Annotated in this window: 18 protein-coding genes and 1 pseudogene; 6 read left to right on the top strand and 13 right to left on the bottom strand. The window is 58.4% G+C overall.

Annotation, left to right across the window (positions count from 1 at the left end; genetic code table 11):
* Positions 1-4: 4 nt before the first annotated feature.
* The 11 genes and pseudogenes from KP707_RS01175 to rimP all read right to left on the bottom strand — a co-directional run bounded on the left by KP707_RS01175 (position 5) and on the right by rimP (position 13,218).
* Positions 5-2,011, bottom strand: a complete 2,007-nt coding sequence (locus KP707_RS01175; RefSeq protein WP_211501904.1) for an FUSC family protein — start codon at positions 2,009-2,011, stop codon at positions 5-7.
* Between the two features lies 1 nt (position 2,012).
* Complete coding sequence (locus KP707_RS01170; protein ID WP_046900024.1) at positions 2,013-3,431, bottom strand: nitronate monooxygenase family protein; 1,419 nt, start codon at positions 3,429-3,431, stop codon at positions 2,013-2,015.
* A 64-nt stretch (positions 3,432-3,495) separates the two neighbouring features.
* On the bottom strand, positions 3,496-5,646 hold the full coding sequence (gene pnp / locus KP707_RS01165) for a polyribonucleotide nucleotidyltransferase (RefSeq protein WP_211497697.1): 2,151 nt from the start codon (positions 5,644-5,646) through the stop codon (positions 3,496-3,498).
* Positions 5,647-5,839: 193 nt separating this feature from the next.
* A complete protein-coding gene (gene rpsO, locus KP707_RS01160) occupies positions 5,840-6,109 on the bottom strand; it encodes a 30S ribosomal protein S15 (protein ID WP_007283842.1) in 270 nt (89 codons plus the stop codon).
* Positions 6,069-7,070, bottom strand: a complete 1,002-nt coding sequence (gene truB / locus KP707_RS01155; RefSeq protein WP_211501903.1) for a tRNA pseudouridine(55) synthase TruB — start codon at positions 7,068-7,070, stop codon at positions 6,069-6,071. The genes rpsO and truB overlap by 41 nt, the downstream gene beginning before the upstream one ends.
* A gap of 100 nt (positions 7,071-7,170) precedes the next feature.
* Entirely contained in the window at positions 7,171-7,590 is a 420-nt protein-coding gene (rbfA, locus tag KP707_RS01150; RefSeq protein ID WP_046900027.1) for a 30S ribosome-binding factor RbfA, read from the bottom strand.
* Positions 7,587-9,464, bottom strand: coding sequence for a translation initiation factor IF-2 (gene infB / locus KP707_RS01145; protein ID WP_373687769.1), 1,878 nt, complete (start codon positions 9,462-9,464; stop codon positions 7,587-7,589). Before infB ends, rbfA begins: the two co-directional genes overlap by 4 nt.
* A gap of 92 nt (positions 9,465-9,556) precedes the next feature.
* Positions 9,557-10,373 (bottom strand): annotated as a pseudogene (locus KP707_RS17120) (translation initiation factor IF-2 associated domain-containing protein); the annotation flags it as partial.
* On the bottom strand, positions 10,370-11,074 hold the full coding sequence (locus KP707_RS01140) for an RNA-binding protein (RefSeq protein ID WP_373321863.1): 705 nt from the start codon (positions 11,072-11,074) through the stop codon (positions 10,370-10,372). The pseudogene KP707_RS17120 and the gene KP707_RS01140, both read right to left, overlap by 4 nt.
* Positions 11,022-12,569 carry a transcription termination factor NusA gene (gene nusA / locus KP707_RS01135; protein ID WP_046900030.1) on the bottom strand — a complete coding sequence of 516 codons (1,548 nt, stop codon included), beginning with the start codon at positions 12,567-12,569 and terminating at the stop codon, positions 11,022-11,024. The genes KP707_RS01140 and nusA overlap by 53 nt, the downstream gene beginning before the upstream one ends.
* 31 nt (positions 12,570-12,600) lie before the next feature.
* A complete protein-coding gene (gene rimP / locus KP707_RS01130) occupies positions 12,601-13,218 on the bottom strand; it encodes a ribosome maturation factor RimP (protein WP_046900031.1) in 618 nt (205 codons plus the stop codon).
* 203 nt (positions 13,219-13,421) lie between these two features.
* Between rimP and KP707_RS01125 the strand changes: the two genes are divergently transcribed.
* From KP707_RS01125 to KP707_RS01115, 3 genes are read left to right on the top strand one after another with little or no spacing between them, the layout of a single operon-like run.
* Positions 13,422-14,021 (top strand): hypothetical protein, encoded by a 600-nt coding sequence (locus tag KP707_RS01125; protein ID WP_211501901.1) that lies wholly within the window; start codon positions 13,422-13,424, stop codon positions 14,019-14,021.
* Positions 14,022-14,053: 32 nt separating this feature from the next.
* The gene (locus KP707_RS01120) at positions 14,054-15,304 is read left to right on the top strand and encodes an AAA family ATPase (RefSeq protein WP_211496058.1); all 1,251 of its coding nucleotides are present in this window, start codon (positions 14,054-14,056) and stop codon (positions 15,302-15,304) included.
* A gap of 3 nt (positions 15,305-15,307) precedes the next feature.
* Positions 15,308-16,243 carry a hypothetical protein gene (locus tag KP707_RS01115; RefSeq protein ID WP_202206345.1) on the top strand — a complete coding sequence of 312 codons (936 nt, stop codon included), beginning with the start codon at positions 15,308-15,310 and terminating at the stop codon, positions 16,241-16,243.
* A 75-nt stretch (positions 16,244-16,318) separates the two neighbouring features.
* Here KP707_RS01115 and KP707_RS01110 read toward each other — a convergent pair whose 3' ends face one another.
* Both KP707_RS01110 and KP707_RS01105 read right to left on the bottom strand, forming a co-directional pair.
* Positions 16,319-17,896 (bottom strand): ABC transporter substrate-binding protein/permease, encoded by a 1,578-nt coding sequence (locus KP707_RS01110; protein ID WP_046900034.1) that lies wholly within the window; start codon positions 17,894-17,896, stop codon positions 16,319-16,321.
* Positions 17,896-18,687: an amino acid ABC transporter ATP-binding protein gene (locus KP707_RS01105; RefSeq protein ID WP_244974517.1), complete on the bottom strand. Its 792-nt coding sequence runs from the start codon at positions 18,685-18,687 to the stop codon at positions 17,896-17,898. The genes KP707_RS01110 and KP707_RS01105 overlap by 1 nt, the downstream gene beginning before the upstream one ends.
* A 164-nt stretch (positions 18,688-18,851) precedes the next feature.
* Here KP707_RS01105 and ccmA point away from each other — a divergent pair, with 164 nt between their 5' ends.
* The 3 genes from ccmA (at position 18,852) to KP707_RS01090 (ending at position 22,379) form a co-directional block, all read left to right on the top strand.
* Positions 18,852-19,481 (top strand): heme ABC exporter ATP-binding protein CcmA, encoded by a 630-nt coding sequence (gene ccmA / locus KP707_RS01100; protein ID WP_211501900.1) that lies wholly within the window; start codon positions 18,852-18,854, stop codon positions 19,479-19,481.
* Positions 19,478-20,143 carry a heme exporter protein CcmB gene (gene ccmB / locus KP707_RS01095; RefSeq protein WP_086634019.1) on the top strand — a complete coding sequence of 222 codons (666 nt, stop codon included), beginning with the start codon at positions 19,478-19,480 and terminating at the stop codon, positions 20,141-20,143. Before ccmA ends, ccmB begins: the two co-directional genes overlap by 4 nt.
* A 181-nt stretch (positions 20,144-20,324) precedes the next feature.
* Positions 20,325-22,379 carry a Hint domain-containing protein gene (locus tag KP707_RS01090; RefSeq protein WP_252348818.1) on the top strand — a complete coding sequence of 685 codons (2,055 nt, stop codon included), beginning with the start codon at positions 20,325-20,327 and terminating at the stop codon, positions 22,377-22,379.
* Positions 22,380-22,483: the final 104 nt, after the last annotated feature.

The following is a 22,483-nucleotide window of genomic DNA, read 5'->3' as shown; positions in this document are numbered from 1 at the left end:
CTGCTCAGGGGCCGGAGAGAACCGGTCCCTGAGCTTCTTCACCAACAGGTCGATCAGAACGCTTCAGCGCCGCAATGCTCGACATGATTTCACCACTCTCAAGCTGCCCCGCAATTTCCGCGAGGGGCTCTCGTGCTTCAAGAGCTTCGGCCTTTTCCTTCCAGAACTGGCCGGTCTGAGGATCAGGCGCACATAAACCGGCAGCCATATCAAACCGAAGCAGCGTGACTTCTCCGCTCAGGCTTCTGAGCGCGCGTAACAAGGCATGCATGCGCTCTGCCCCCGGCCCCACACCAGAAAGCCCACCAAGAAGCGGAAGCGAGCCACGGGCAAACTCCGCCCGTGTAGTGTCAATACCTGCCTGACGCTGCGTCCGATCTGTAGAAACCGTATCATTGCCATTCAGCACGGCGGACAGATAGCGAATGTTCCCCACAATCGCGGCGCGCAACAGACCGTCCATGTCCTGCGTCTGCCGTTGGGGAAAAAGTGCAAAAGCGCAGCCAAGGCCAATCAGGCTACCAAGCGTATTATCCAGAATACGGAGCCACGCGACACCATCAGAAGGCATCGTCATTTCCGTGACGATAATGAAATGTGCGCTCAGGAACAGGACCAGAAGCGTATAGTTGACCGCCCGCATGGCAATCGCGCCAATCACGAACAACGCAAGCGCGACCATCATTTCTGTCGGCCCCGGCAGGAACGGCGTTGCCAGAAGTGCCAGAACACCCCCGCCGATTGTTCCCAGAACGCGCTCCAGGGCCCGCACCAAGGTTGTCTGGCCGGAGGGCTGGATAACAAGCAGTACGGCCACGAGAGCCCAGAAGCCATAGCTAAGACCAAGCCACTGCGTTGCCAGATAGGTCCCCAGAAGACCAACGACCATGCGGAGGGCATGACGCCAGATCACAGGCGTCAGCCGGGCAACGTGCTTGGGCGCATCAGCATCAAAAGGGAGCCGGGCTTTCTCAGCCAGACCGTCCGCGAGCGTACCAAGCGTCCGTGCACTGGTCGCCACCAACTCTCCGATCGTGCCAGACCGCACACGAATACGATCAGCTAAACCGAGAGCCTCTCCGGACAGACGCTTTAAGTCCGGATTTGGCGACAAAGCAGCCTCACTGGCATGCTGACAAAGCGCTGAAAATGCTGCGAGCGTTCCCCGTGCTTCAAAATCCAGTCCGCGCGTTTCAACAAGATGCTCAACAGCAAGCATCGCTGTGAAAAGACGTTCTGCGCCAGCAAGAGAGGCAATCAGGCGACCACGCATACTGTAACTGGCATGGCCTGCGTCAATCTGAAGGGCAACGCCCCTCGCCCGCTCAATGGCCGTGCGGATCGTCTGGCGATGAACCGTCTCCTGAAGACGACCTGCGGCCAATTCTCCAGCCATCACGGCCAGAAGCTGATAGCAGCCCCCAACAGCCCGCCGTGCAGGCGCATAGGGATGCTGCGGCCACAGGATCAGGCACAGCACGATCGCCCATGTACCACCGCCACCAAAGGCGAGCGCAATCGTCAGAGCATCGTTGAATGAATGCGCCGGAAACCCGATCCCGGCGAGCATGACGCAACCCAGCAACGCGCAGAGGAGTGCCATGCTGGGGACTAAGGCACGTGCCAGCCCCGCGAACAGGCCCGTCACGATCAACCAGGGAATAACCCCCCAATACGGGAATGTCGCAATCAGGGACGTCACACCGCCCAGTACCGCACCCGCAACCGTAAAGATGCCGAGGATGCGCATCTGCTCACGCGGTGTGCCACCGGGTTCAATCAGACAACACCAGAATGCTGCAAAAGCAGCCCAGGCAAAAACAGCCTGATGAAAATAAAGAGCAGGAAGAAGGGCAACAACTGTTGCAAGGGCGGCCCGAACACCCTCAGCAGGAGCAAGTTGCTCCGGGCTGAGGGGAACGGAATGACGGGCCAGAAACTGTGACAGGAAAGTCAGATGACGGGTGCGGTTCAATGAAGCCTGTCGCGCCAGTGGATCACGCACCGTCATGTTATCGTCCTGTCAGAATACGCTCCACGAGCTGACCAACTGTAGGAACAAATCCATTCGCATAGAAAGGATCAGTTCCGAAGCGCCAGGCATTCGTGCCACCAAACATCAGGTTGTGGTCAACCACATCATCCGCATGCTCGTCATTCGGAGCATGCGCAATCGTCTGAAGCGTCTTCTGGATGCAGAAAGACCGCGGGTCAGCTTTTTGACCGTTGGTGTAGGGCTCACGCTGCATCCAGTTGGAGAACTTGCATGCCGACAGGCAGCCCATGCAGTTCGTCTGGTCAGCCAGGATTTCACGGGCACTGTCAGGGGTGACAAAAACCAGCGTGTCATCAGGCGTGCGCAGCGCCTCGGTGAAGCCCGCGGCCTCCCAACCTGCAATATGCTGACGGTCGGTTGAGGACACAAACACTTCGCGCTTGCGTGCACCGACGCCGTAAGGTGCATCCAGCTCTGCCGTGGCTTCCGGGCTGTACGCAACCTGACGCTCCGAGCGGCCTCGCAGGTCATGCATGAAGCTGTTGTTGACAGCAGAGGAATAGAAGCCGGTCGGAGAGAAGCGGTTCAGATAAACATCCCCTTTCTTCAGCGTCAAAAGACGGCGCTTCCAGGCCTCCGGAATTGGGCTTTCCTTCGTGAGCAGAGGGCGCGTTCCGAACTGGAAGGCAATTGGCCCCAGATCCGGATTACCAATCCAGTCCTGCCAGTCTTCCAGAGCCCAGACGCCACCAGCCATGATGATAGGCGTCTCATCCAGACCATACTGACGCATGACCCGACGAAGCTCCAGCACGCGCGGGAACGGATCTTCCGGGTGTAATGGGTTTTCCGTGTTGGAGAGACCATTATGGCCGCCCGCACGCCACGGATCTTCATACACCACGCCACCCAGCAGTTCCGGAGCCTTGCTGTACGCTCTGCGCCAGAGCGCGTTGAATGCACGCCCTGAAGATACGATCGGGTAATAAGGAATGCCGTACTTGATCGCGATATCAGACAGGCGATATGGCATGCCTGCACCACAGGTCAGGCCATTGATAACGCCCGGAGCGCCCTCAAGGATACCCTCGATGATTTCTTCGGCGCCGCCCATTTCCCAAAGGATATTGGCATGGAGGCGTCCTTTGCCACCTGAGATCTCACGGGCAATCTTCGCTTGGGCAATGCCGCCATCAATGGCGTAGCGGATCAGTTCGCGCTGCCGTTCACGGCGGGTCCGTCCGTGGTAAATCTGGGGAACAGGACGCCCCTGCTCGTCGTAGCTGTCAGCGTTGACGGCGGAAATGGTTCCAATTCCGCCGGCAGCGGCCCAATGACCTGCCGAAGTACCGGTGGAGACAGAAACACCTTTGCCCCCCTCGACGAGAGGCAGAACATCCTGACCACCAAAACGAAGGGTGTCGATCAACTTCATGGGGACTCGATGTCTCCGATACTCACACAAAAAAGGCGGGGCCTTGCGAGCCCCGCCCGAGGACTCACTCGGCGTCGCGACGGGGCGGACGGCCGGCCTTGGCCCCCACACTCTCCGTGATATCGGCACCAGTTTCCTGATCGACAACCCGCATGGACAGCTTCACCTTGCCGCGGTCATCAAAACCGATGACCTTGACCTTCACGGCGTCGCCCTGCTGGACAACGTCGGACGTCTTGGCAACGCGACCCTGCGTCAGCTCGGAGATGTGCACCAGACCATCACGCGGCCCAAGGAAGTTCACGAACGCACCGAAGTCGGCCGTCTTCACAACCTTACCATCGTAGATGCGACCGATTTCCGGCTCAGCCACGATGCCTTCAATGCGGGCGATAGCCTTCTGGGCCTGCTCGTCATTGGAAGCAGCGATCGTGATCGTGCCGTCATCCCCGATGTCCACCTTGGCACCGGAATACTCGACGATCTCGCGGATCACCTTGCCACCGGAACCGATCACATCGCGGATCTTTTCCTTCGGCACGGACATCGTCGTGATCTTCGGCGCATTGCCGGACACATCCGTACGGCCTTCCGTCAGAGCCTTGGCCATTTCGCCTAGGATGTGGATACGACCGCCACGAGCCTGCTCCAGGGCAATCTGCATGATTTCCGGCGTGATGGACGTGATCTTGATGTCCATCTGAAGGGCCGTGATGCCCTGATCCGTACCGGCAACCTTGAAGTCCATGTCACCCAGATGATCTTCATCACCCAGAATGTCGGACAGAACTGCAAAGCCACGATCTTCCTTGATCAGGCCCATTGCGATGCCAGCAACCGGACGCGGCAGCGGAACACCGGCATCCATCAGCGCCAGGGACGTACCGCAGACGGTTGCCATGGATGAGGAGCCGTTGCTCTCCGTGATCTCGGAGACGACACGCATCGTGTACGGGAACTGCTCCTTGGACGGCAGCAGCGGATGCAGCGCGCGCCATGCCAGCTTGCCGTGACCAATCTCACGACGGCCCGGAGAACCCATACGACCACACTCGCCCACCGAGTACGGAGGGAAGTTGTAGTGCAGCAGGAAGTTCGAGCGGTATTCGCCTTCCAGCGCATCAATGATCTGCTCGTCCTGGCCAGTGCCAAGCGTTGCAACGACCAGAGCTTGCGTTTCACCACGGGTGAACAGGGCAGAACCATGGGCGCGCGGCAGGATACCGACTTCTGCAAGGATCGGGCGAACCGTCTTCAGGTCGCGGCCGTCGATGCGGATACCGGTCTTGAGAATGGTCCCGCGAACGACCTGAGCTTCCAGCTCCTTGAGCATCGGCTTGGCCAGCTCAACGTCGAGACCTTCTTCAGCAAGAATCTCGTTGATGCGGTCCTTGGCTTCAGCAACCTTCTTGTAGCGTGCCTGCTTGACGCGCTCCTTGTAGGCATCGGCCATCAGCTTGTTGCCGACCTTCTCGACGCGCTTGCGAAGAGCAATCTCTTCCTTCGTCAGCGTCGGCAGATCCCACGGAGCCTTGGCTGCGTGTTCGGCCAGAGCGATAATGGCTTCAATCACAGGCTGGAAAGACGTGTGACCCAGAGTCACGGCTTCCAGCATGGTTTCTTCCGAAAGCTCACTGGCTTCGGACTCAACCATCAGCACGCCTTCAGACGTACCGGCCACAACGAGATCCAGCGTGCTGTCCTTAACTTCGGACAGCGTCGGGTTCACGACGAGCTTGCCATCGATGCGACCAATACGGGCAGCAGCAACCGGACCGAAGAACGGAATACCAGACAGCGTCAGGGCGGCAGAACAACCAATCAGGGAAACGATCGCCGGATCGTTTTCCATGTCATGGCTCAGAACCGTAGCTGTAACCTGGACTTCATTGCGGAAGTTGTCCGGGAACAGTGGACGGAGCGGACGATCGATCAGACGTGCATTCAGCACTTCTGCTTCAGACGGACGACCTTCGCGCTTGAAGAACCCACCTGGGATCTTGCCTGCGGCGTAAGCCTTTTCCTGATAATTAACTGTCAGCGGGAAGAAATCCTGTCCCGGCTTGACGCTCTTGGCACCAACAGCCGTACACAGAACCACCGTGTCACCATAGGTGATCATGACAGCGCCGTCAGCCTGACGGGCAATCTTGCCGGTCTCAAGAATAAGCGGGCGTCCGGCCCACTCGATTTCCTTACGGAAATAATCGAACATATCGTTCTCCTAGATTAGGAACGAGCCATCATCTGGACATCCGGCAGGTGACGGAGCAGCGTTTCGGACGGCATGGCGGTGGTGGCGGGAAGCCCCCGGCACGACACCATGTGGCCTGAAACGCCGGTCGCGCACCCCACCCCCGGAAAGACCGATGGCAGGGGTGTCCGGGGGCAAGCCCCCGGACGACGTATCAGCGACGCAGGCCGAGACGCTCGATCACGCTCTGGTAACGAGCCTGATCCTTGCGCTTCAGATAGTCCAGCATGCTACGACGCTGACCGACCATCATCAGAAGACCACGACGGGAGTGGAAGTCCTTCTTGTGGGTCTTCAGGTGCTCGGTCAGGTTAACAATGCGCTCGGTCAGGATCGCAACCTGAACTTCCGGCGAGCCCGTGTCGGTCTCGTTCTGGCGGTATTCAGCGATCAGAGCCGTGCGGCGTTCTGCAGTAATCGACATCGTGTTCTCCAAAAAACTCGTGGTTTTCCAGCATCCGTGCTGCCCTGAGCCGTCCATCGCGGATCTGACACAGGCCAATCACGTGCTCTCCGATCATCGCACGCCACAGATGGTCTCCCTCCTGTGACACGGCCGGCAGAGAATATGTGAGATCCGAGGGGTCAAGAGACTGGCCCCAGATCAGTATTCTTCCCTCCGCTTCGGTAACGGCCAGCGCCGGGATGTCGACCAGCGCGGTCGCTACATCCAGCAGAGGAGCCGGAAGAGCATCGGCGTTGTCCACAGTTTGAGTCGATTTGTCCAGTGCTATCTCGTCAATCGTCATGGCATGGGACAGATCAAACGGCCCGCATTTCGTTCGACGCAGGACAGAAATATGCCCCACCGTTCCGCATGCAAGAGCGATGTCTCGCGCCAGAGACCGCATATAAACGCCCTTGCCAGACTGCACTTCAAAAACCGCAGTATCCGCATCCGGACGTTCTACCAGCGTTATCGAATCTATCCGGGCCGGGCGTGGCGGAAGCTCCGGCGGACGGCCAGCACGCGCGAGATCGTAAGCCCGTTTTCCACCAACTCTCAATGCAGAGAACACGGGGGGAATCTGCATCACATCGCCCGTCAGAGCAGGGAGACAGGCGCGCAGATCATCATCTATTGGTCGATGAACCGACGTCGCAAGAACTTCTCCCTCGCGATCATCGGTTGTGCGGCTTTCCCCCAAAGAAAGGGTAAAGCGGTAACGCTTTGTCGCATCCATAATATAGGGGATTGTTCGCGTGGCCTTGCCAAATGCGATCGGCAGGACGCCCGAGGCCAAGGGGTCGAGCGTACCGCCATGGCCCGCTTTTTTCGCGTCAAATTCCCAACGCAGTTTATTGACCATGTCCGTAGACGTTGGGCCAAGCGGCTTGTCGAGAATCAGCCATCCGTCAATCTCGCGTCCGCGTTTTCTTGCCACTGGTCCAGCATCCCTCACTCATGATCGGGCGCTGATAGACCAGTCTGACCTGTAAATGCAAAAACACCCCTGACCCGAAGGCCAGAGGTGTTGTGCAAAATCAGTCTTCCAGATCTCGGCTAACTTCCGGTGAACGAAAGAGCTGATCCAGTTCCATCGCATTATCCAGCGCCGTATCTGGCTGGAAATGAATTTCCGGAACACTTCGCAGTCGCAGCACCTTGGCCAACCCGGAGCGAAGGAAGGGAGAAACCCGCTTCAAAGCGGGAAGAACTTCTTCCACATCGCTTCTGCCCAGTCGGGTCACGAACACTGTTGCGTGACCAAAGTCCGGGGAAACCCGAACTTCCGTAACTGTGATGCGAACATCCAGCAGGTCAGGATCACGAAACTCCGTGCGAGCGAAGATGTCCGCCAGAGTCCGGCGAACCTCTTCTGCCACCCGAAGCTGGCGAGTGCTCGGCCCTTGGGCAACGACGCCGGCCGGGCCTTTCAGGTCATTTCTGGAACGTGAGCTCAAGCCGGGATCACTTCCATCTCGTAGCACTCGACGACATCGCCTTCGCGCAGATCATTGTAACCTGCGAAGGAAAGACCGCACTCATACCCACGAGCCACTTCCTTGACGTCGTCCTTGAAGCGCTTGAGCTGGCTGAGTTCACCCTGATGGATGACCACGTTCTCACGCAGCAGACGCACGCCACAGCCACGCTTGACGAGGCCTTCGGTGACGTAGCAACCAGCGACCTTGCCAGTCTTCGTGATGTTGAAGACCTGACGGATCTCCGCATAGCCCAGGAACTTCTCGCGATGCTTGGGCGCAACCTTGCCCTTCACGAGCTGCTCTACGTCGTCCGCCACCTGGTAGATGATGGAGTAGTAGCGGATATCCACACCTTCACGCTGCGCCAGTTCACGAGCCTGCGTCGTCGCACGAACGTTGAACGCCACGATGATGGCATCAGAAGCCTTGGCGAACTGGATATCGCTTTCCGTGATCTGACCGACGCTGGCGTTCAGGACGCGAATTGCAACTTCCTCATGAGCCAGCTTCTGGACTGTCGTGGAGATTGCTTCCGCAGAACCCTGAACGTCCGCCTTGATAAGAAGGGCAACTTCCTTCTGATCACCGGCCTGAATACGAGCCAGCATCTGGTCGAGCGTGCCACGGGCAGCAACCTGCGTCGCAGCCTGCCTTTCCTTGATGGTCCGCTGACGGAATTCGCTGATCTCACGAGCGCGGACGTCGTTTTCAACAACAACGAACGGCTCACCTGCACCCGGAACACCCGCGATGCCGAGAATCTCGACAGGCATGGATGGGCCAGCGTCCTTGAGCTGACGGCCACGATCATCGAGAACCGCACGAACACGTCCCCACTCTGCACCAGCGACAACAATATCGCCGCGACGCAATGTGCCCTTCTGAACCAGAACGGAAGCTACTGGGCCACGTCCGCGATCAAGGCGGCTTTCGATCACCGTACCTTCGGCCATACGATCCGGGTTGGCTCTCAGATCAAGCATTTCAGCCTGAAGCAGAATAGCTTCTTCCAGCTTGTCCAGACCCGTACGCTTCAGTGCCGAGACTTCGACATCCTGCGTATCACCGCCCATATCTTCGACCACGATTTCATGGCTCAGAAGTTCCTGACGGACACGGGTTGGGTTGGCGCCTGGCTTGTCCATCTTGTTGATGGCGACAATGATCGGGGCATTCGAAGCCTTGGCATGCTTAATGGCTTCGATCGTCTGCGGCATGACACCGTCATCGGCCGCAACCACCAGAACGACCACGTCAGTCACGGATGCACCACGAGCACGCATGGACGTAAACGCCTCATGGCCCGGTGTATCGATGAAGGTAATCTTCTTCCCGGAAGGTGCCGTGACCTGATACGCACCGATATGCTGCGTGATACCGCCGGCTTCTGCGCCAGCCACATCAGCAGAGCGCAGTGCATCGAGAAGAGACGTCTTGCCGTGATCGACATGCCCCATAACGGTCACGACCGGAGCACGCGGCGCCAGATCTTCCGGGCGATCTTCAACACCCTTGATGCCGATTTCCACATCGCTCTCAGCAACGCGCTTCACACGATGGCCGAACTCTTCGACAATCAGCTCAGCAGTATCGCCGTCGATGCTCTGGGTTGCCGTCGCCATGACGCCCATTTTCATGAGCGACTTGATGACATCACCCTGGCGGGACGCCATACGGTTGGCCAGCTCGGCTACCGTGATGGTTTCCGGAACAATTACGTCACGCACAACGCGCACCTGATCAGAACGAAGACGTTCAAGCTCAGCCTGGCGACGCTCACGATCGCGCTGACGGCGAACTGAAGCCAGCGAACGGGTTTTGCCGTCATCGCCTTCAATCGCTGCGCGCACGTCGATGCGACCGCTACGACGGTCATTGCCGCCCGGGCTCTTACGTGGGGAAGGTTGCGTGGAACGACGCTGGGCCGGACCGCTGGGAGCACCACCGCCACTGCGACGGGCAGGAGCACGACGCTCTTCTTCGCCACCAGCGGCTGCGGCCGGAGAACGCAGATGAAGCGTCTCACCACCACGTGGCTGTGCCGGCGCGGCAGGTGCAGGACGCGCAGTCTGAACCGGACGCTCCGGCATGATTGCACGCTCTGCGAGAGGACGCAGGCGCTGCACAGGGGCTGCAAGCTGCACGCCACCCGTTGAATGTGTGCGCGGATCAAGCGGAGCAGCACGCTGAGCTTCTTCAGCTTCGCGTTCAGCCTGACGCACAGCGCGCTGGGCTTCTTCTTCTGCGAAGATGCGTGCGTCTTCCGCCGTTTTGATCGCCTGGCGATCACGCTCGATGCGCGCCGCTTCTTCAGCTTCTCTTGCTTCTGCAGCAAGACGCTGTTCTTCCTCAGCACGACGGGCTGCTTCTGCAGCCGACATGATCTGGATCTTTTCGGCTTCGCGGCGTTCAGCCTCTTCAACCGCAGCTTTACGCTGTGCTTCCAGAACGCGCTGACGCGTTGCAAGCTCCGCAGCCGTCAGGGCGCGACCGCCAGCACCAGCACCACGACCACCACGTGCGCCGCCAGCAGCCGAGCCACCCGGACCGGACGCTGCGCGCTTGGGCTTGCGAACTTCAACCTGCACGACCTTTGAACGGCCGTGGCTGAAGCTTTGACGCACGGAGCCAGCGTCGACTGTACGACCGACCTCCTGACGTCCTGCTGGGCGTAGGGACAGGCGGCCAGTCTTGTTCTGTTCGCCGCCCTGTGATGGGGTCTGTGTTCCGTCCTGGTTGCGCTCGTTGCCGTCGCTCATAGTTCCGCCTGTTCCTTACTGACCCCTTTGGGGTCTGGGAGTGGACGTCCTGCCACTCCCGAAAATCTCTCATGTTCGGCGATCAGGCGCTGTGCCAGCGCACCCGGCGCCATCACCGCATAGACCGCCCGGTCCCGGCCGAACGCCGAAGCCAGGACGCGATCGGGAACTGTCACCGCCGGCAGAGATCGCCGGCCCGACACCAGTCTGGAGAACTCGTCCAGGCTTGCACCTTCGGAACGGATCACCACCCCTGCCCTACCGGAAATGAGCCACTCCCGGCATTTCTGAAACCCGCAGACAACCTGCCCCGCTCTTCGGGCCAGACTGACAGCGTCCAACATCCTCTGCCCCAGTGCCGCCTCGACGAGATCCGCCAGACAGTCCGGTACAGACACCTGGGCCTTTGCAGCACGTGCAAAAGCCTGTCGGGTGCGGGGGCTATCTAACACATCCCGGCTGGCACTCAACCACATTCCCCGACCAGGCAGCTTTGCAGCCAGATCTGGCACAACCCGATTATCCGGGCTGACCACGAAACGGATCATGCTTTCAGGCGGCCTCTGCTCTCGGGTCACGAGGCAGCGGCGCTCTGAACCGCGGCGCCCTAAAGCACCGCGAATGGGACCATTATCAGTATCAGAAATATCAGACGTCGGTCGACTCCCCGTCCTTCTTTTCGGCTTCAGCCGATTCGTCACCTTCAAACCAGTGGGCACGGGCTGCCATGATGACTTCATTCGCGGCATCTTCATCCATGGCGTCTGCGCCAAGAATATCCACGAGTTCATCACCTGCCAGATCCGCCAGATCGTCGAGCGTTTTCACACCCTTCTCACCAAGCGTCACCAGCATCTGGTTCGTGAAGACTCCGAGATCGACAACATCGTCCGTCACGCCAAGCTCTTTGCGCTTGTCGTCCAGCTCGTGTTCCTTGCCAGCCAGATACTCGTTTGCACGCAGCATCAGCTCTTCGGCAACACTCTCATCGAAGCCTTCGATGTCATGCAGTTCGCCCGGCTCCGTATAAGCCAGTTCTTCGATGGAGTGGAAGCCCTCTGTAACCAGAAGGCTGGCAATCACATCGTCCACATCCAGCGAGTCAACAAAGAGGCCAGTCCGCTTGCGGAACTCTTCCTGACGACGCTCCGATTCCTCGGCCTCCGTCAGAATATCGATGTCCCAGCGGGTCAGCTGGCTGGCCAGACGCACGTTCTGTCCGCGGCGACCGATCGCGAGCGAAAGCTGCTCATCCGGCACCACGACTTCAACACGCCCTGCTTCTTCATCCATCACCACCTTGGTGACTTCAGCAGGTGCCAGCGCATTCACAACAAATGTTGCAGCCTGCGGGCTCCAGGGAATGATGTCGATCTTCTCGCCCTGCAACTCAGCCACAACGGCCTGAACGCGCGAGCCGCGCATACCAACACACGCACCGACCGGATCAATTGCAGCATCACGGGAAATGACGGCCATCTTGGCGCGGGACCCTGGATCACGGGCAACAGCCTTGATCTCGATGATGCCGTCATAAATTTCCGGCACTTCCTGGGCGAACAGCTTGGCGAGAAATGCCGGGTGCGTGCGGGACAGGAAGATCTGCGGGCCGCGCGGCTCGTCACGTACATCATAGATATACGCGCGAATACGGTCCGAATTTCGGAAAGACTCGCGAGGGATCAGTTCATCACGACGCAGAAGGCCTTCGGCATTGCCGATTTCAACCATCATGTTGCCGTACTCGGTCCGCTTGACGGTACCGTTGACGATCTCGCCTACGCGATCCTTGAATTCATTGAACTGGCGCTTGCGTTCATATTCACGCACGCGCTGCACAATAACCTGCTTGGCCGTCTGCGCTGCAATACGACCAAAGTCGATCGGCGGCAGTGGATCAACGAGATGTTCGCCAATCTGAATTTCCGGCTGGAACTTACGAGCAATGTGAATGGGGATCTGCGTGTCCTCATTCTCCACCTGCTCGACAGCTTCCGTCCAGCGGCTGAGACGAACTTCGCCCGTCTTGCGGTCGATGGTCGCGCGAATGTCCTTCTCGTGACCATACTTGGCGCGGCCAGCCTTCTGAATGGCCTGCTCCATCGCTTCCAGCACTTCTTCGCGGTCGATGTTCTTCTCGCGCGAGACTGCGTCTGCGACCAGCAGCAGTTCAGGGCGGATAACAGATGTGTCCATCAGATCGGACCTCCAGCCAGCATGAGACGGGTCATTGTTTCTTCTTCCCCGGCTTCTTCGGATTCAGTTTCGGAACGCGAGGCGTCTCGCCGTCACTCTCCGCTTCAGGTGTGATACCCGAAAGGGCAGCACTTGCCTCAATCAGGGCATCCGTCAGGATCAGACGGGCCTTGCGAACTTCCGCCAATGGCAGCTCCGCTTCAGTCCCGTCGTCCAGACGAATCACGCCCTTGCCATCCCGCGTGCCCATCACCGTTCCAGAGAAACGACGACGGCCATTGAGCGGAACATCAAGCTCAGCCTTGGCCAGATGTCCGGCGAATCGTTCCCAGTCCTTTGCACGGGTCAAAGGGCGGTCGATTCCAGCTGATGATACTTCGAGCATCCATGCGCCTGGAATCGGGTCATCCACGTCAAGGATGGCACCGACGGCGTGACTGATCTGCTCGCAGTCCTCCACGGAGATCAGGGAGCCGTTTGCACGGTCCGCCATAATCTGAATGGTCGGGGTGTCGCGCCCGAGAACGGAAAGACGGACGAGCTCGTAGCCCAGGTCCGCCAGCGTCGGCACGATCCGCTCCGCAATGCGGGCTTCAAGGCCCGTCAGATGAGGCAGTTCGAGACCGGAAGATGTGTTCTGTTGAGACAAGACAAAAAAGGCGGCCCGTCAGGGCCACCCCCCGAAAAGAAGCGGAAGATGAATGGAATGACCTCTATCTAGGCCCTCCACCCTCGCAATGCAAGTAGAACGACAGGGATACAGCCCCATAAGCATATCGAAAGATTTGTTTACATTTATCAGTGCGGAGAATGCTTGCCTTGAACGGGTAGTCAGGGTGAGATGAGGCCCTGATGACAGCCGAACCCGAGCCTAAACCGCATCTCCTTCCGCAGCAGGATGCTCCCCGGAGCCGACCTCTCTGGGCGGGAGGTAGTCTTCTGGCCGTGGTCACCATTGGGGCCGGGGCATTTTTCTACACTCATGCCACAACGCCCAAGGCGGCAGTTCCCGCTTTTCCGCCAGACAATGCTGCCGTTGGCACAGCACCGGCGCTTCAGGCGGCGGTTCAGCTTTCCATGCTCTCCGCACAGAATGCCCCTAAAGCGCTTGCTGCCACCAGTTTCAATGCCCAACAGCGAAGCCAGATTTTAGCGGCTGTGCAGCGTGGCGATATGCGCCTTGTGGAAATGCCGGTTCTGGATGCGGCAGGCGTGACAGGACAGACCGTTGATGTCACAGTATCCGGATTGACCCAGCGCGTTGTTTTGACAGGAAAATTCCAGCGGCTCATTCTGCCGATTGCCGAAGCCGCACAGGTTACGATTGATCCTGTCACAATGCCGCACGCACCCGCTCTTACCATTGGTGCCATGACCGCCCTCGGCCCCGAAGCCCTGCCAAGCCTGACTGCGCTGAGTCAGCGTATCGTGCTTGGCGTGATTGTTCAGTAAAGGCCACCCCGGTGTTCAAGTCCCTCGTTCCCATGCTCAACCGGGCCATGCCAGTTATGATGGCGGCCTTCCTGATTCTGGCGGTCATTCAGGTGGCCGTCATGCTACACCTGTCTCTGGATGGTTTCTGGAGAGCTCTGAACTGGGCACGCCCTGCCTATCTCCCCCTTGCGGGGATCGGCGCCCTCCTGACCGTCATGGGTCTGGGATACGAAACTTCTGCAGAAAAACTGGCGCGTCGTGGACTGCGCCGGAGGAAAGGTCTGATCATGGATGTTCTCAGCCGGCTGACCAATCGTGGTGCGCTTGAAGAACTCATGGCCCGCGAACAGCGCGAAACCGTCATTGATGCGGAGGAGCTTGCCGCATCTCTTCGGGCCCGCGTCATCGGGCAGGACCGTGTCTGCGAAGACATTGCCCAGCAGCTCCGCCGCCGCCTCGCTCTTCAGGTGCGTGGCAAGCCCGTCGGCATTTTTCTGCTGGCAGGGCCTCCAGGGACTGGCAAAACCTATCTGGCCAAGCAGATTGCCCGACAGATGGAGCGCCCCCTGCTCCATTTTGATATGACGCAGATGTCCAGCCCCCATGCAGCCACACAGCTCTTCGGCTCCCCGAAGGGCTATGTCGGCTCAGATACTTTCGGCAAGCTGACCGGCGGCCTCAAGGATCAGCCAGATGCCGTCGTGCTGCTGGATGAGATCGAAAAGGCCCATCCGGACGTGTTCAAGAAGTTCCTCACTGCGTGGAACGATGGTCACGTTACCGAAGCGTCTACAGGCGAGCAGGTCTCCACCACCCGCGCCATCTTCATGCTGACGTCCAACATCGCAACGGACGCACTGACAGAGATTGCGGACCGCCTGGAAAATGAACCTGACAAAATGCGTGCGGAGTCGGTGGAAGCGCTCAAGCGGGCAGGCTTCGCTCCGGAGGTTCTGAACCGCCTCGACAGGATCTTTGTATTCCGCGCTCTCCGCGGTCTGGATCTGGCCCGTGTGGCCGCTCTGGAAATTGAAGCTATGATCGAAAGCTATGGCCTGCACGTTGAAACGGGCGGTATTGATCCGGCCCTGCTCTTTCAGGTCATGGTCAAGCAGAAGAACCTGGGCACCGGCGCCAGCGCTCGTGATCTGGTGCGGTCCATTGAAGATATGGTGAGCGAAAGCCTGATTATCGCCCGTCAGCAGGGCGCCAAGACGGTTCGCCTGACGGCAGGAGATGAGGGCGTTGTCGCGGAAATTTCCAAGGATACCGAAGCGCAACTCGGCCGCCTGAGCCACTGATCCATGACAGCATTTGGACGACTCTGGCGCCGTGCGCCTCTTTGGCGCACAAGCCTTATCATGATGGTCGGCGGGATCGGGATGGCGTCGTTTTTCCCGACCCCGGCTTTGAAGAAAGCCATGCCCTGGCTCCCGGGACATGCCCCTGGTGCAAGCCCAGCGTCTGCAGCAGGCGCGAGCGGCGCTCAAAACGCCGCCAGCGGCAATGCCCCAAACGGTGGCGTAGATCAGGTCGGTGTTCCCGATCCAGGCATCACCCTCCGGCACAGCCTGAAGATTGCCGGGCGCACTGTTCCGCTCCCGACCGGAGACTGGCACACTATCCTGACAGCCCGTAGCGGCCCTCACGGAGAAATTTCCCAGCAGGTTCTGGCGCGTACGGATAGTGGCGTTGTCTCGGCAGTTATTGTTGTCCGAGCCAGCCAGCAGACTCTTCCGCAGGAAGTGACGGATGGGCTGGAAACGCCCTGTCATGATGATCGCAACTATGCATCACGTATCAGTGGAAAACCGGGCGCATCGGAAGAGTGCACCTATATGGGGAACGCAGTTCTGGCGAACAATACAGTCAGCCCGGACCCATTCATCACAGCGGCCTTCAACCGCATGGCAACACTCGGCTTTCCAATTCCACCCCTCATGATCAATGTTGGGTGGTATCACGCGGCCCTTCAGGGCACGCAGGGCGTTCAGGTCGAGACTGTTGAAACGCTTATTGCCCCGATTGAGCATGGGTCTCGGCAGTTGCTGGCGCCCATTAACATCTGGGGCAAGGGCACAGTTCATTCCAATCCGGACTCCTCGCGCTTCATCACGGATCTGGATCGGTGGATGCTGAAATGGGCGGACGTTCTGCGGCAAGGGTTTGACGGGACGCTTGACCCGAATACGCTTACACCATCCATCACGAGTGATCCGTCAGCGCCCAAAGCGTCCTGACAAAAAAAAGGCTGCCTCCAACAGAGAGGCAGCTTTTTTTAATTCATAGAACGAGGCGTCTTCCATGCCTCCCAGTCAGTGGTGGCCGATATTGCCGCCCATACCGCGGCCCATGCGCCGTTCTGCCATACGGGCCAATCTCACGAACGGTAGCCCAAGCAGAAGATAAGCCGCACCGACCATCAGCCCTGTTCCGAAATAATCGTAATAGGTGGACGACAGACGGACATAGGTCTGACTGAGTTCCGTCAAGGTAATGACGGACACCAACGAACTGTCTTTGAGCAACGAAATAAAGTCATTGGTCATGACCGGCACAACCGTGCGGAAGGCCTGCGGGACCACGACCAGACGAAGCGCCTGCCAGTGCGTCATGTTCAGGGCGATAGCGGCTTCCATCTGGCCGCGGGGGACAGACAACAAACCCGCACGGTAATTCTCGGCTTCATAGGCCGCGTAATTGAGCCCCAGTGACAACACGCCTGCCATAAAGGGAGACAGCCGGATGCCAAAGGCTGGCAGGCCATAGAAAATGAAAAGAACCTGAATCAGCAGCGGTGTACCGCGAACAATTTCCACATATAGCCCTGCCACAAGCCGAGGGACCGTCCCACCATAATGCCGCGCCAACGCAAGAAGCAGGCCCAGAGCGACCGCAATCACCATAGCGAGCGCTGAAACAGCCAACGTCATCAAGGCTGCCTGGCCGATCAGAGGCAGGAACCCGACATAGCGGTGAACCAGAACTTTCCAGTTCCCACCGGTCGTGCTGGCCATGGCGGCCCGATACCGGTCCCATTCCACCGGGGCAATATCCGGATGGGTATGGTCCCCCGTGTAGTTCTCCATCAACGGAGTCCACAGGTTCCAGCGTGCCAGAATCTGGTGAAGCGTCCCGTCCTTGATAAGATCGCCGAGGGCGGCATCCACCTGATCGCGCAACGCGCGGCTACCAGGTGCAAACGCGATACCATATTCCATGCTGCCGATCGGTTCGCCCACCAGCTTCATGTCATCGGAAATGCTGCCGTAATACAGGGCGATGGGCGCATCCAGCAGGATCGCGTCCAGTCTTCCGTTGCGCAGATCTGAAAAGGCATTTGTCTCTTCTTCATAAGACCGGATCGTAGAGCCACCCTGCCGGCGCAGCATTCGCTCGGCTGTGGTGTCCTTGATCGTGCCAATCTTATGCCCCTTGAGAGCCTCCAGCGTGTCGAGACCCGTTTCTTCCTTGCGAAGAATGATCCGCTCGCTTGTTACATAGTAAGGACGGGAGAACAGGACCGCCGCTTTGTGCTCCGGCGTCATTTCAATGCCGTCTGCAACCATGCTGTAAAGGTCACGCGACAGGCCCGGAATCAGGCCATCCCAGTCATTCTGAATGAAACGCGCCTTGCGATGCATTTTCTCAGCGATGGCATTGACCAGATCGTATTCGAAGCCCGTCATCCGGGATTCATGCTCGGGATCATGGAACACGTAAGGCACATTGGCCTCACCATCCGAAGCCCAGGGCAGATCGGTGTTATCCCGAGCCCCCGGCACGACCAGAGCGTCTGGCGCGGATGCGACAGTCTCGTCTGCTGCGACGGCATGAACGGAGGGTGCCAGCATGAAAGCCAGCGCCAGTAGACACGCAAAAAACTTGTTCATCACAGGAGCGTCCGCAGGAAGCGCCGTGTGCGCCCCTCTTTCGGGTTGGCGAACATCAGGTCCGGGTCACCGCTTTCAACGATTTCACCAGCCTCCACATACAGCACGCGATCCGAGGCGGCACGGGCAAAGCGCATGTCATGCGTTACGACAAGCTGCGTCATCCCATCATCATCCAGATCCCGCATCACCGACAGAACTTCTTCTGAAAGTTCCGGGTCGAGTGCGGATGTCGGCTCGTCGTACAACATGACAGATGGCTTCATGGCGAGCGCACGAGCAATTGCCGCGCGCTGCTTCTGGCCGCCCGAAAGACTGTCCGGGTAGCGGTCTTTAACGCCGGCAAGCCCCACTTTTTCTAAAAGCGTACAGGCAGTCGCCTGCGCCTCATCCCGTGAGACACCCTTCACGCGCATCGGCGCCATCATGACGTTATCAATGACGGTTCTATGAGGGAAAAGATTGAAGGCCTGAAAGACCATGCCGACATGCGCCCGCAAACGATGGGCCTGTGCCTCATTGGCACGCGTCCAGCTTTTGCCAGTGCAGGCGAGTGTCACATCTTCAATACGGACAGTTCCGGCGTCAGGATGCTCCAGAAAATTGAGGCACCGCAGGAACGTGGACTTGCCACACCCTGACGGTCCGATAATCGAGATCAGCTCGCCACGTTCAACATCAAGTGACAGACCACGAAGAATTTCGTTGCCATCAAAAGACTTGGCGATCCCGCTCGCCTGTAACACCAGATCAGTCAGTTCCAGACATCCCTTAACAAGACGTGTGATCATTATACCGTTCAGCCCTCTTAACGGACCTCGCACTGGCTATCGAGACCTTTCCTGCATGCGGGAATGAGAATTCACCAGATTGCAGCTTTTCAGACGCCCCCTTGCAGTTCCCGCGCTCAGAGGGTCTAAGCTGATGAGACCGTGAACCGGACAGAACGCTTCCCATGACGACCCAGCCGCCCGACCCGACAACACCTTCCGTGCTTCTGGATGTCAGGGATATTACGGTTTTCCGTGGAGACCGGCTGGTTCTGGATGATGTGAGCCTTTCGCTTGCTCATGGCGATGCCATGATACTCACCGGCCCGAATGGTGCGGGAAAATCCACTCTTCTCAGAACAATCGCAGGCCTTCGCAAGCCTGATGGTGGCACGATTGAGCGCTATGGAGCACTGGCCTGGCTGGGCCATCAGGATGCTCTCAAGCCCGGCCTGACGCTGGCGCAAAATCTTGCCTTGGCCGATCGCCTGGGCAGCGGAAGCATGGAAGACGTGTTGGAAGCCCTTGATCTGGCATTCCTGACTGACCTTCCAGCACGCCTCCTGTCCTCGGGGCAGAAACGCCGGGCGGCTTTTGCACGCGTCATGCTGTCAGGAGCACCCCTTTGGCTTCTGGACGAACCGACCGTTGGTCTGGACGTAGCGAGCATCGAACGGCTTGGCGCAATCATGGCCCAACACCGTGACAATGGGGGCGCCATGATTGTTACGACGCATGTGCCGCTCCCGCTGGATAACACGCGCTCGCACGAACTCCCTTCCCTTGCTCACGCTGAACCGCTCTGGCTGTCATGACCGCTTTCTTTGCCTTGATCGACCGCGACCTGCGACTTGCCTATCGGTTTGGGGCGGATACGCTCGCATCCCTGCTCTTCTTTATATTGTGTGGCAGCCTTTTCCCTCTGGCTCTTGGTCCCTCACCAGACTTGTTGCGTCATATGGGGCCGGGCATCATCTGGGTCTGTGCACTGCTCGCATCGCTGCTCCCGCTGGACAGACTTTTCGGCTCTGAACTGGAAGATGGCTCACTGGATCTGCTGATGCTCACGGGCCTTCCAGCGTATGCCGTTGCCTTCGCCAAAATGATTGCTCACTGGCTGACAACTGGCCTGCCTCTTCTTGTTGCAGCGATCCCGCTTGGCATCATGCTGGGCGTAAAAGGGAGCGAACTCCCGCTTCTCTTGTTCGGGCTGATGCTTGGAACGATGTGCCTGTCCCTGATGGGTGGCATGGCAGCCTCAATCGTGTTGGGCGCGCGTCGTGGTGGCGTTCTTTTGCCTCTCCTTGTTTTGCCTCTCGCAACGCCGGTACTGATTTTCGGTGCGGCTTCGTCCTATGCCGGGCAGCTTGGTGCATCATCAAGCGCCGGATTCGACCTTCTGGGAGCATGCCTGTTTGCAATGCTGCCACTTTGCCCACTCGCAGCAGGCTATGGCCTCAAATCTGCGGTCGGTTAAAAAATCTCTCGATAAATCCATAAATTTTTTCGATTTGAACGTTTCTTGCCCGGCTTGAATAAGCCGAGCAATGAGGCGTTGGTTTTTTACAAATTATTCATCTTCATCATTTACATTGACTGTTAGCTTTAATTGAACGAATTACGCCATCAATAGCTTTCGTTTGTCTGCAGAAGAAGCGATGGGAGCAATTCCACTTCACTCTGCGAACAATACGGCGCACCCCTGCATTCTGGATTTTCATCACATCATGGCAACATCTACACCCGCTTGGACAAACGGCGATCTCTACACATGGGTCGGCCCAACAACCGGCGGCAACTGGAGTGACGTGTCGAACTGGAGCTACGATGGCGCACCAGCAACACACGTTCCTGATACGCAGACGAATCAAGGCACAGTCACCATCCCATCAGGTGTGACCGTTACCGTCTCAAGCGCGACATCAACGCTTTCCGGCGTCAACATCAAGGTTGAAGGCACTCTCGACATCGCCTCCGGCACCAGCGCTCTGGCTGTCAACAATCTGGAAGTCGCTTCAGGTGGCACGGCAAACATCCAGCGCCCGCTGACGGCTAACAACGTCCTGCAGGTTGATAACGGCGGCACTGCGACATTCTCGAATGTCTCGCAGGACTGGTCTGGCTATCCGGGCCTCAAGCCATCGATCGCGACTGGCGGCACGCTCAATTTTGATAATTCCAACATTACGCTGGGCAGCGTCAGCGGCAGCGGAATTGCTGGCAACCTCAATATTTCCAATGGTTCGACCGTCAAGACGGCCAGCAACAGCACCACCATTACAGGCCCCATCACGGTCAATGGCGCAGGTACGTCCTTCACGGACAGCTCTGCCCTCCAGTCTACCCTGACGTTGAATGATGGCGCCAAAGCCACCATTACGACTTACCCGACTGACGGCACCAAGGTCGTTTTCGGAACGGGCAACAACACGCTGATCCTTCCGAGCGACAAGTACGCAGCCAACAAGCTGGTTCTGGCCAACCTGAAGGAAGGCGACAGCCTCGGCGTGAATGGTCAGACCGTAACGTCTGCCACCATGACCAGCGACAATGTAACTCTGACCACGTCTAGCGGCACAGTCAGCCCCAAAAGCGTCACCTACGACAGCAGCTACAAAAACGCTCCGACCGATAGCAACCCGGTCACGGTTAACACCAGCAATGGAAACGGCGTCATCTGCTTCCTCGCAGGTTCAATGATCCGCACGCAGGACGGTGAAGTCGCTGTCGAGACCCTGCTCCTTGGCGACAGCGTGGTTGTGTATGTGGACGGCCGTGAAGACGTTCGCACTGTCACATGGGCTGGACGTCGTCACATGACGGTACGTCCAGGTCCGTTTGCAGACGAAGCAGGCTACCCGGTTCGTATTCTGAAGGACGCTATCGCACCTGGCATGCCACACACGGACCTTCTGGTGACGGCAGAACATTGCCTGTTCCTTGATGGAAAGTTTGTCCCGGCCCGGATGCTGATCAATGGTCGCTCCATTCACTACGACACAAGCATCACGTCTTACGATTACTTCCACATCGAGACGGCAGATCACTCGGTCATTATGGCCAATGGCCTGTTGACGGAGAGCTTCCTCGACACGGGCAACCGCGGCGATTTCCGTCAGGACGGAAATGTTTTCAGCATCGGCGGCAGCGTCAAGAGCTGGAACGACGACGCAGCGGCCCCGCTCACGACGGACCGCACAACAGTCGAGCCCCTATTCCGCGCAATCGAAGCACGGGCAGACATGGCAGGTCTGGTGTCTCAGGCTGACAGTGCAGTCCTGACGCAGGATGCTGACCTGCATCTCATGACGGAAGACGGCACCATCATCCGGAAAACGCGTGAGACCAACGGCTATGCCATGTTCATGCTGCCGGAGAAGGTTCGCTCTGTCCGTCTGATGTCCCGCACGAGCCGCCCGTCCGATGTGATTGGCCCATTTGTTGATGACCGCCGCGAACTCGGTGTGCTCGTTGGCCAGATTGCCCTCTACGAGGCAGGCAGCACCACTGTGCTTCCGGCACATCTCGCCAAGGAAGAGCTGTCTGGCTGGAGTGTTTCTGAAGGAACGACCATGCGCTGGACCACAGGTCATGCCGCAATCTCGCTCCCCAGCCGGTCTTCTCACAGCATTGCCATGCTGGCTGTTCAGGTCCTGTCCAACAGCTCCTACCTGGTAGCGGCTGAAGACAAGGCCATTGCTCTGACCGCCTAATCCGGGTTTTCACGGCAAAACACGAAGCGCCAGTCCATCCCGGGCTGGCGTTTTTTGTTTCCCCACCCTCAAAACGCACCTGCCGTCTCGACGGCGATATGAAA

Origin of the sequence: Gluconobacter sp. P5E10 (assembly GCF_018812145.1) — a bacterium.
GTDB lineage: Bacteria > Pseudomonadota > Alphaproteobacteria > Acetobacterales > Acetobacteraceae > Gluconobacter > Gluconobacter cerinus.
Note: the sequence above shows the minus strand (reverse complement) of the source record. Positions and strands in the feature narration are given on the sequence as shown.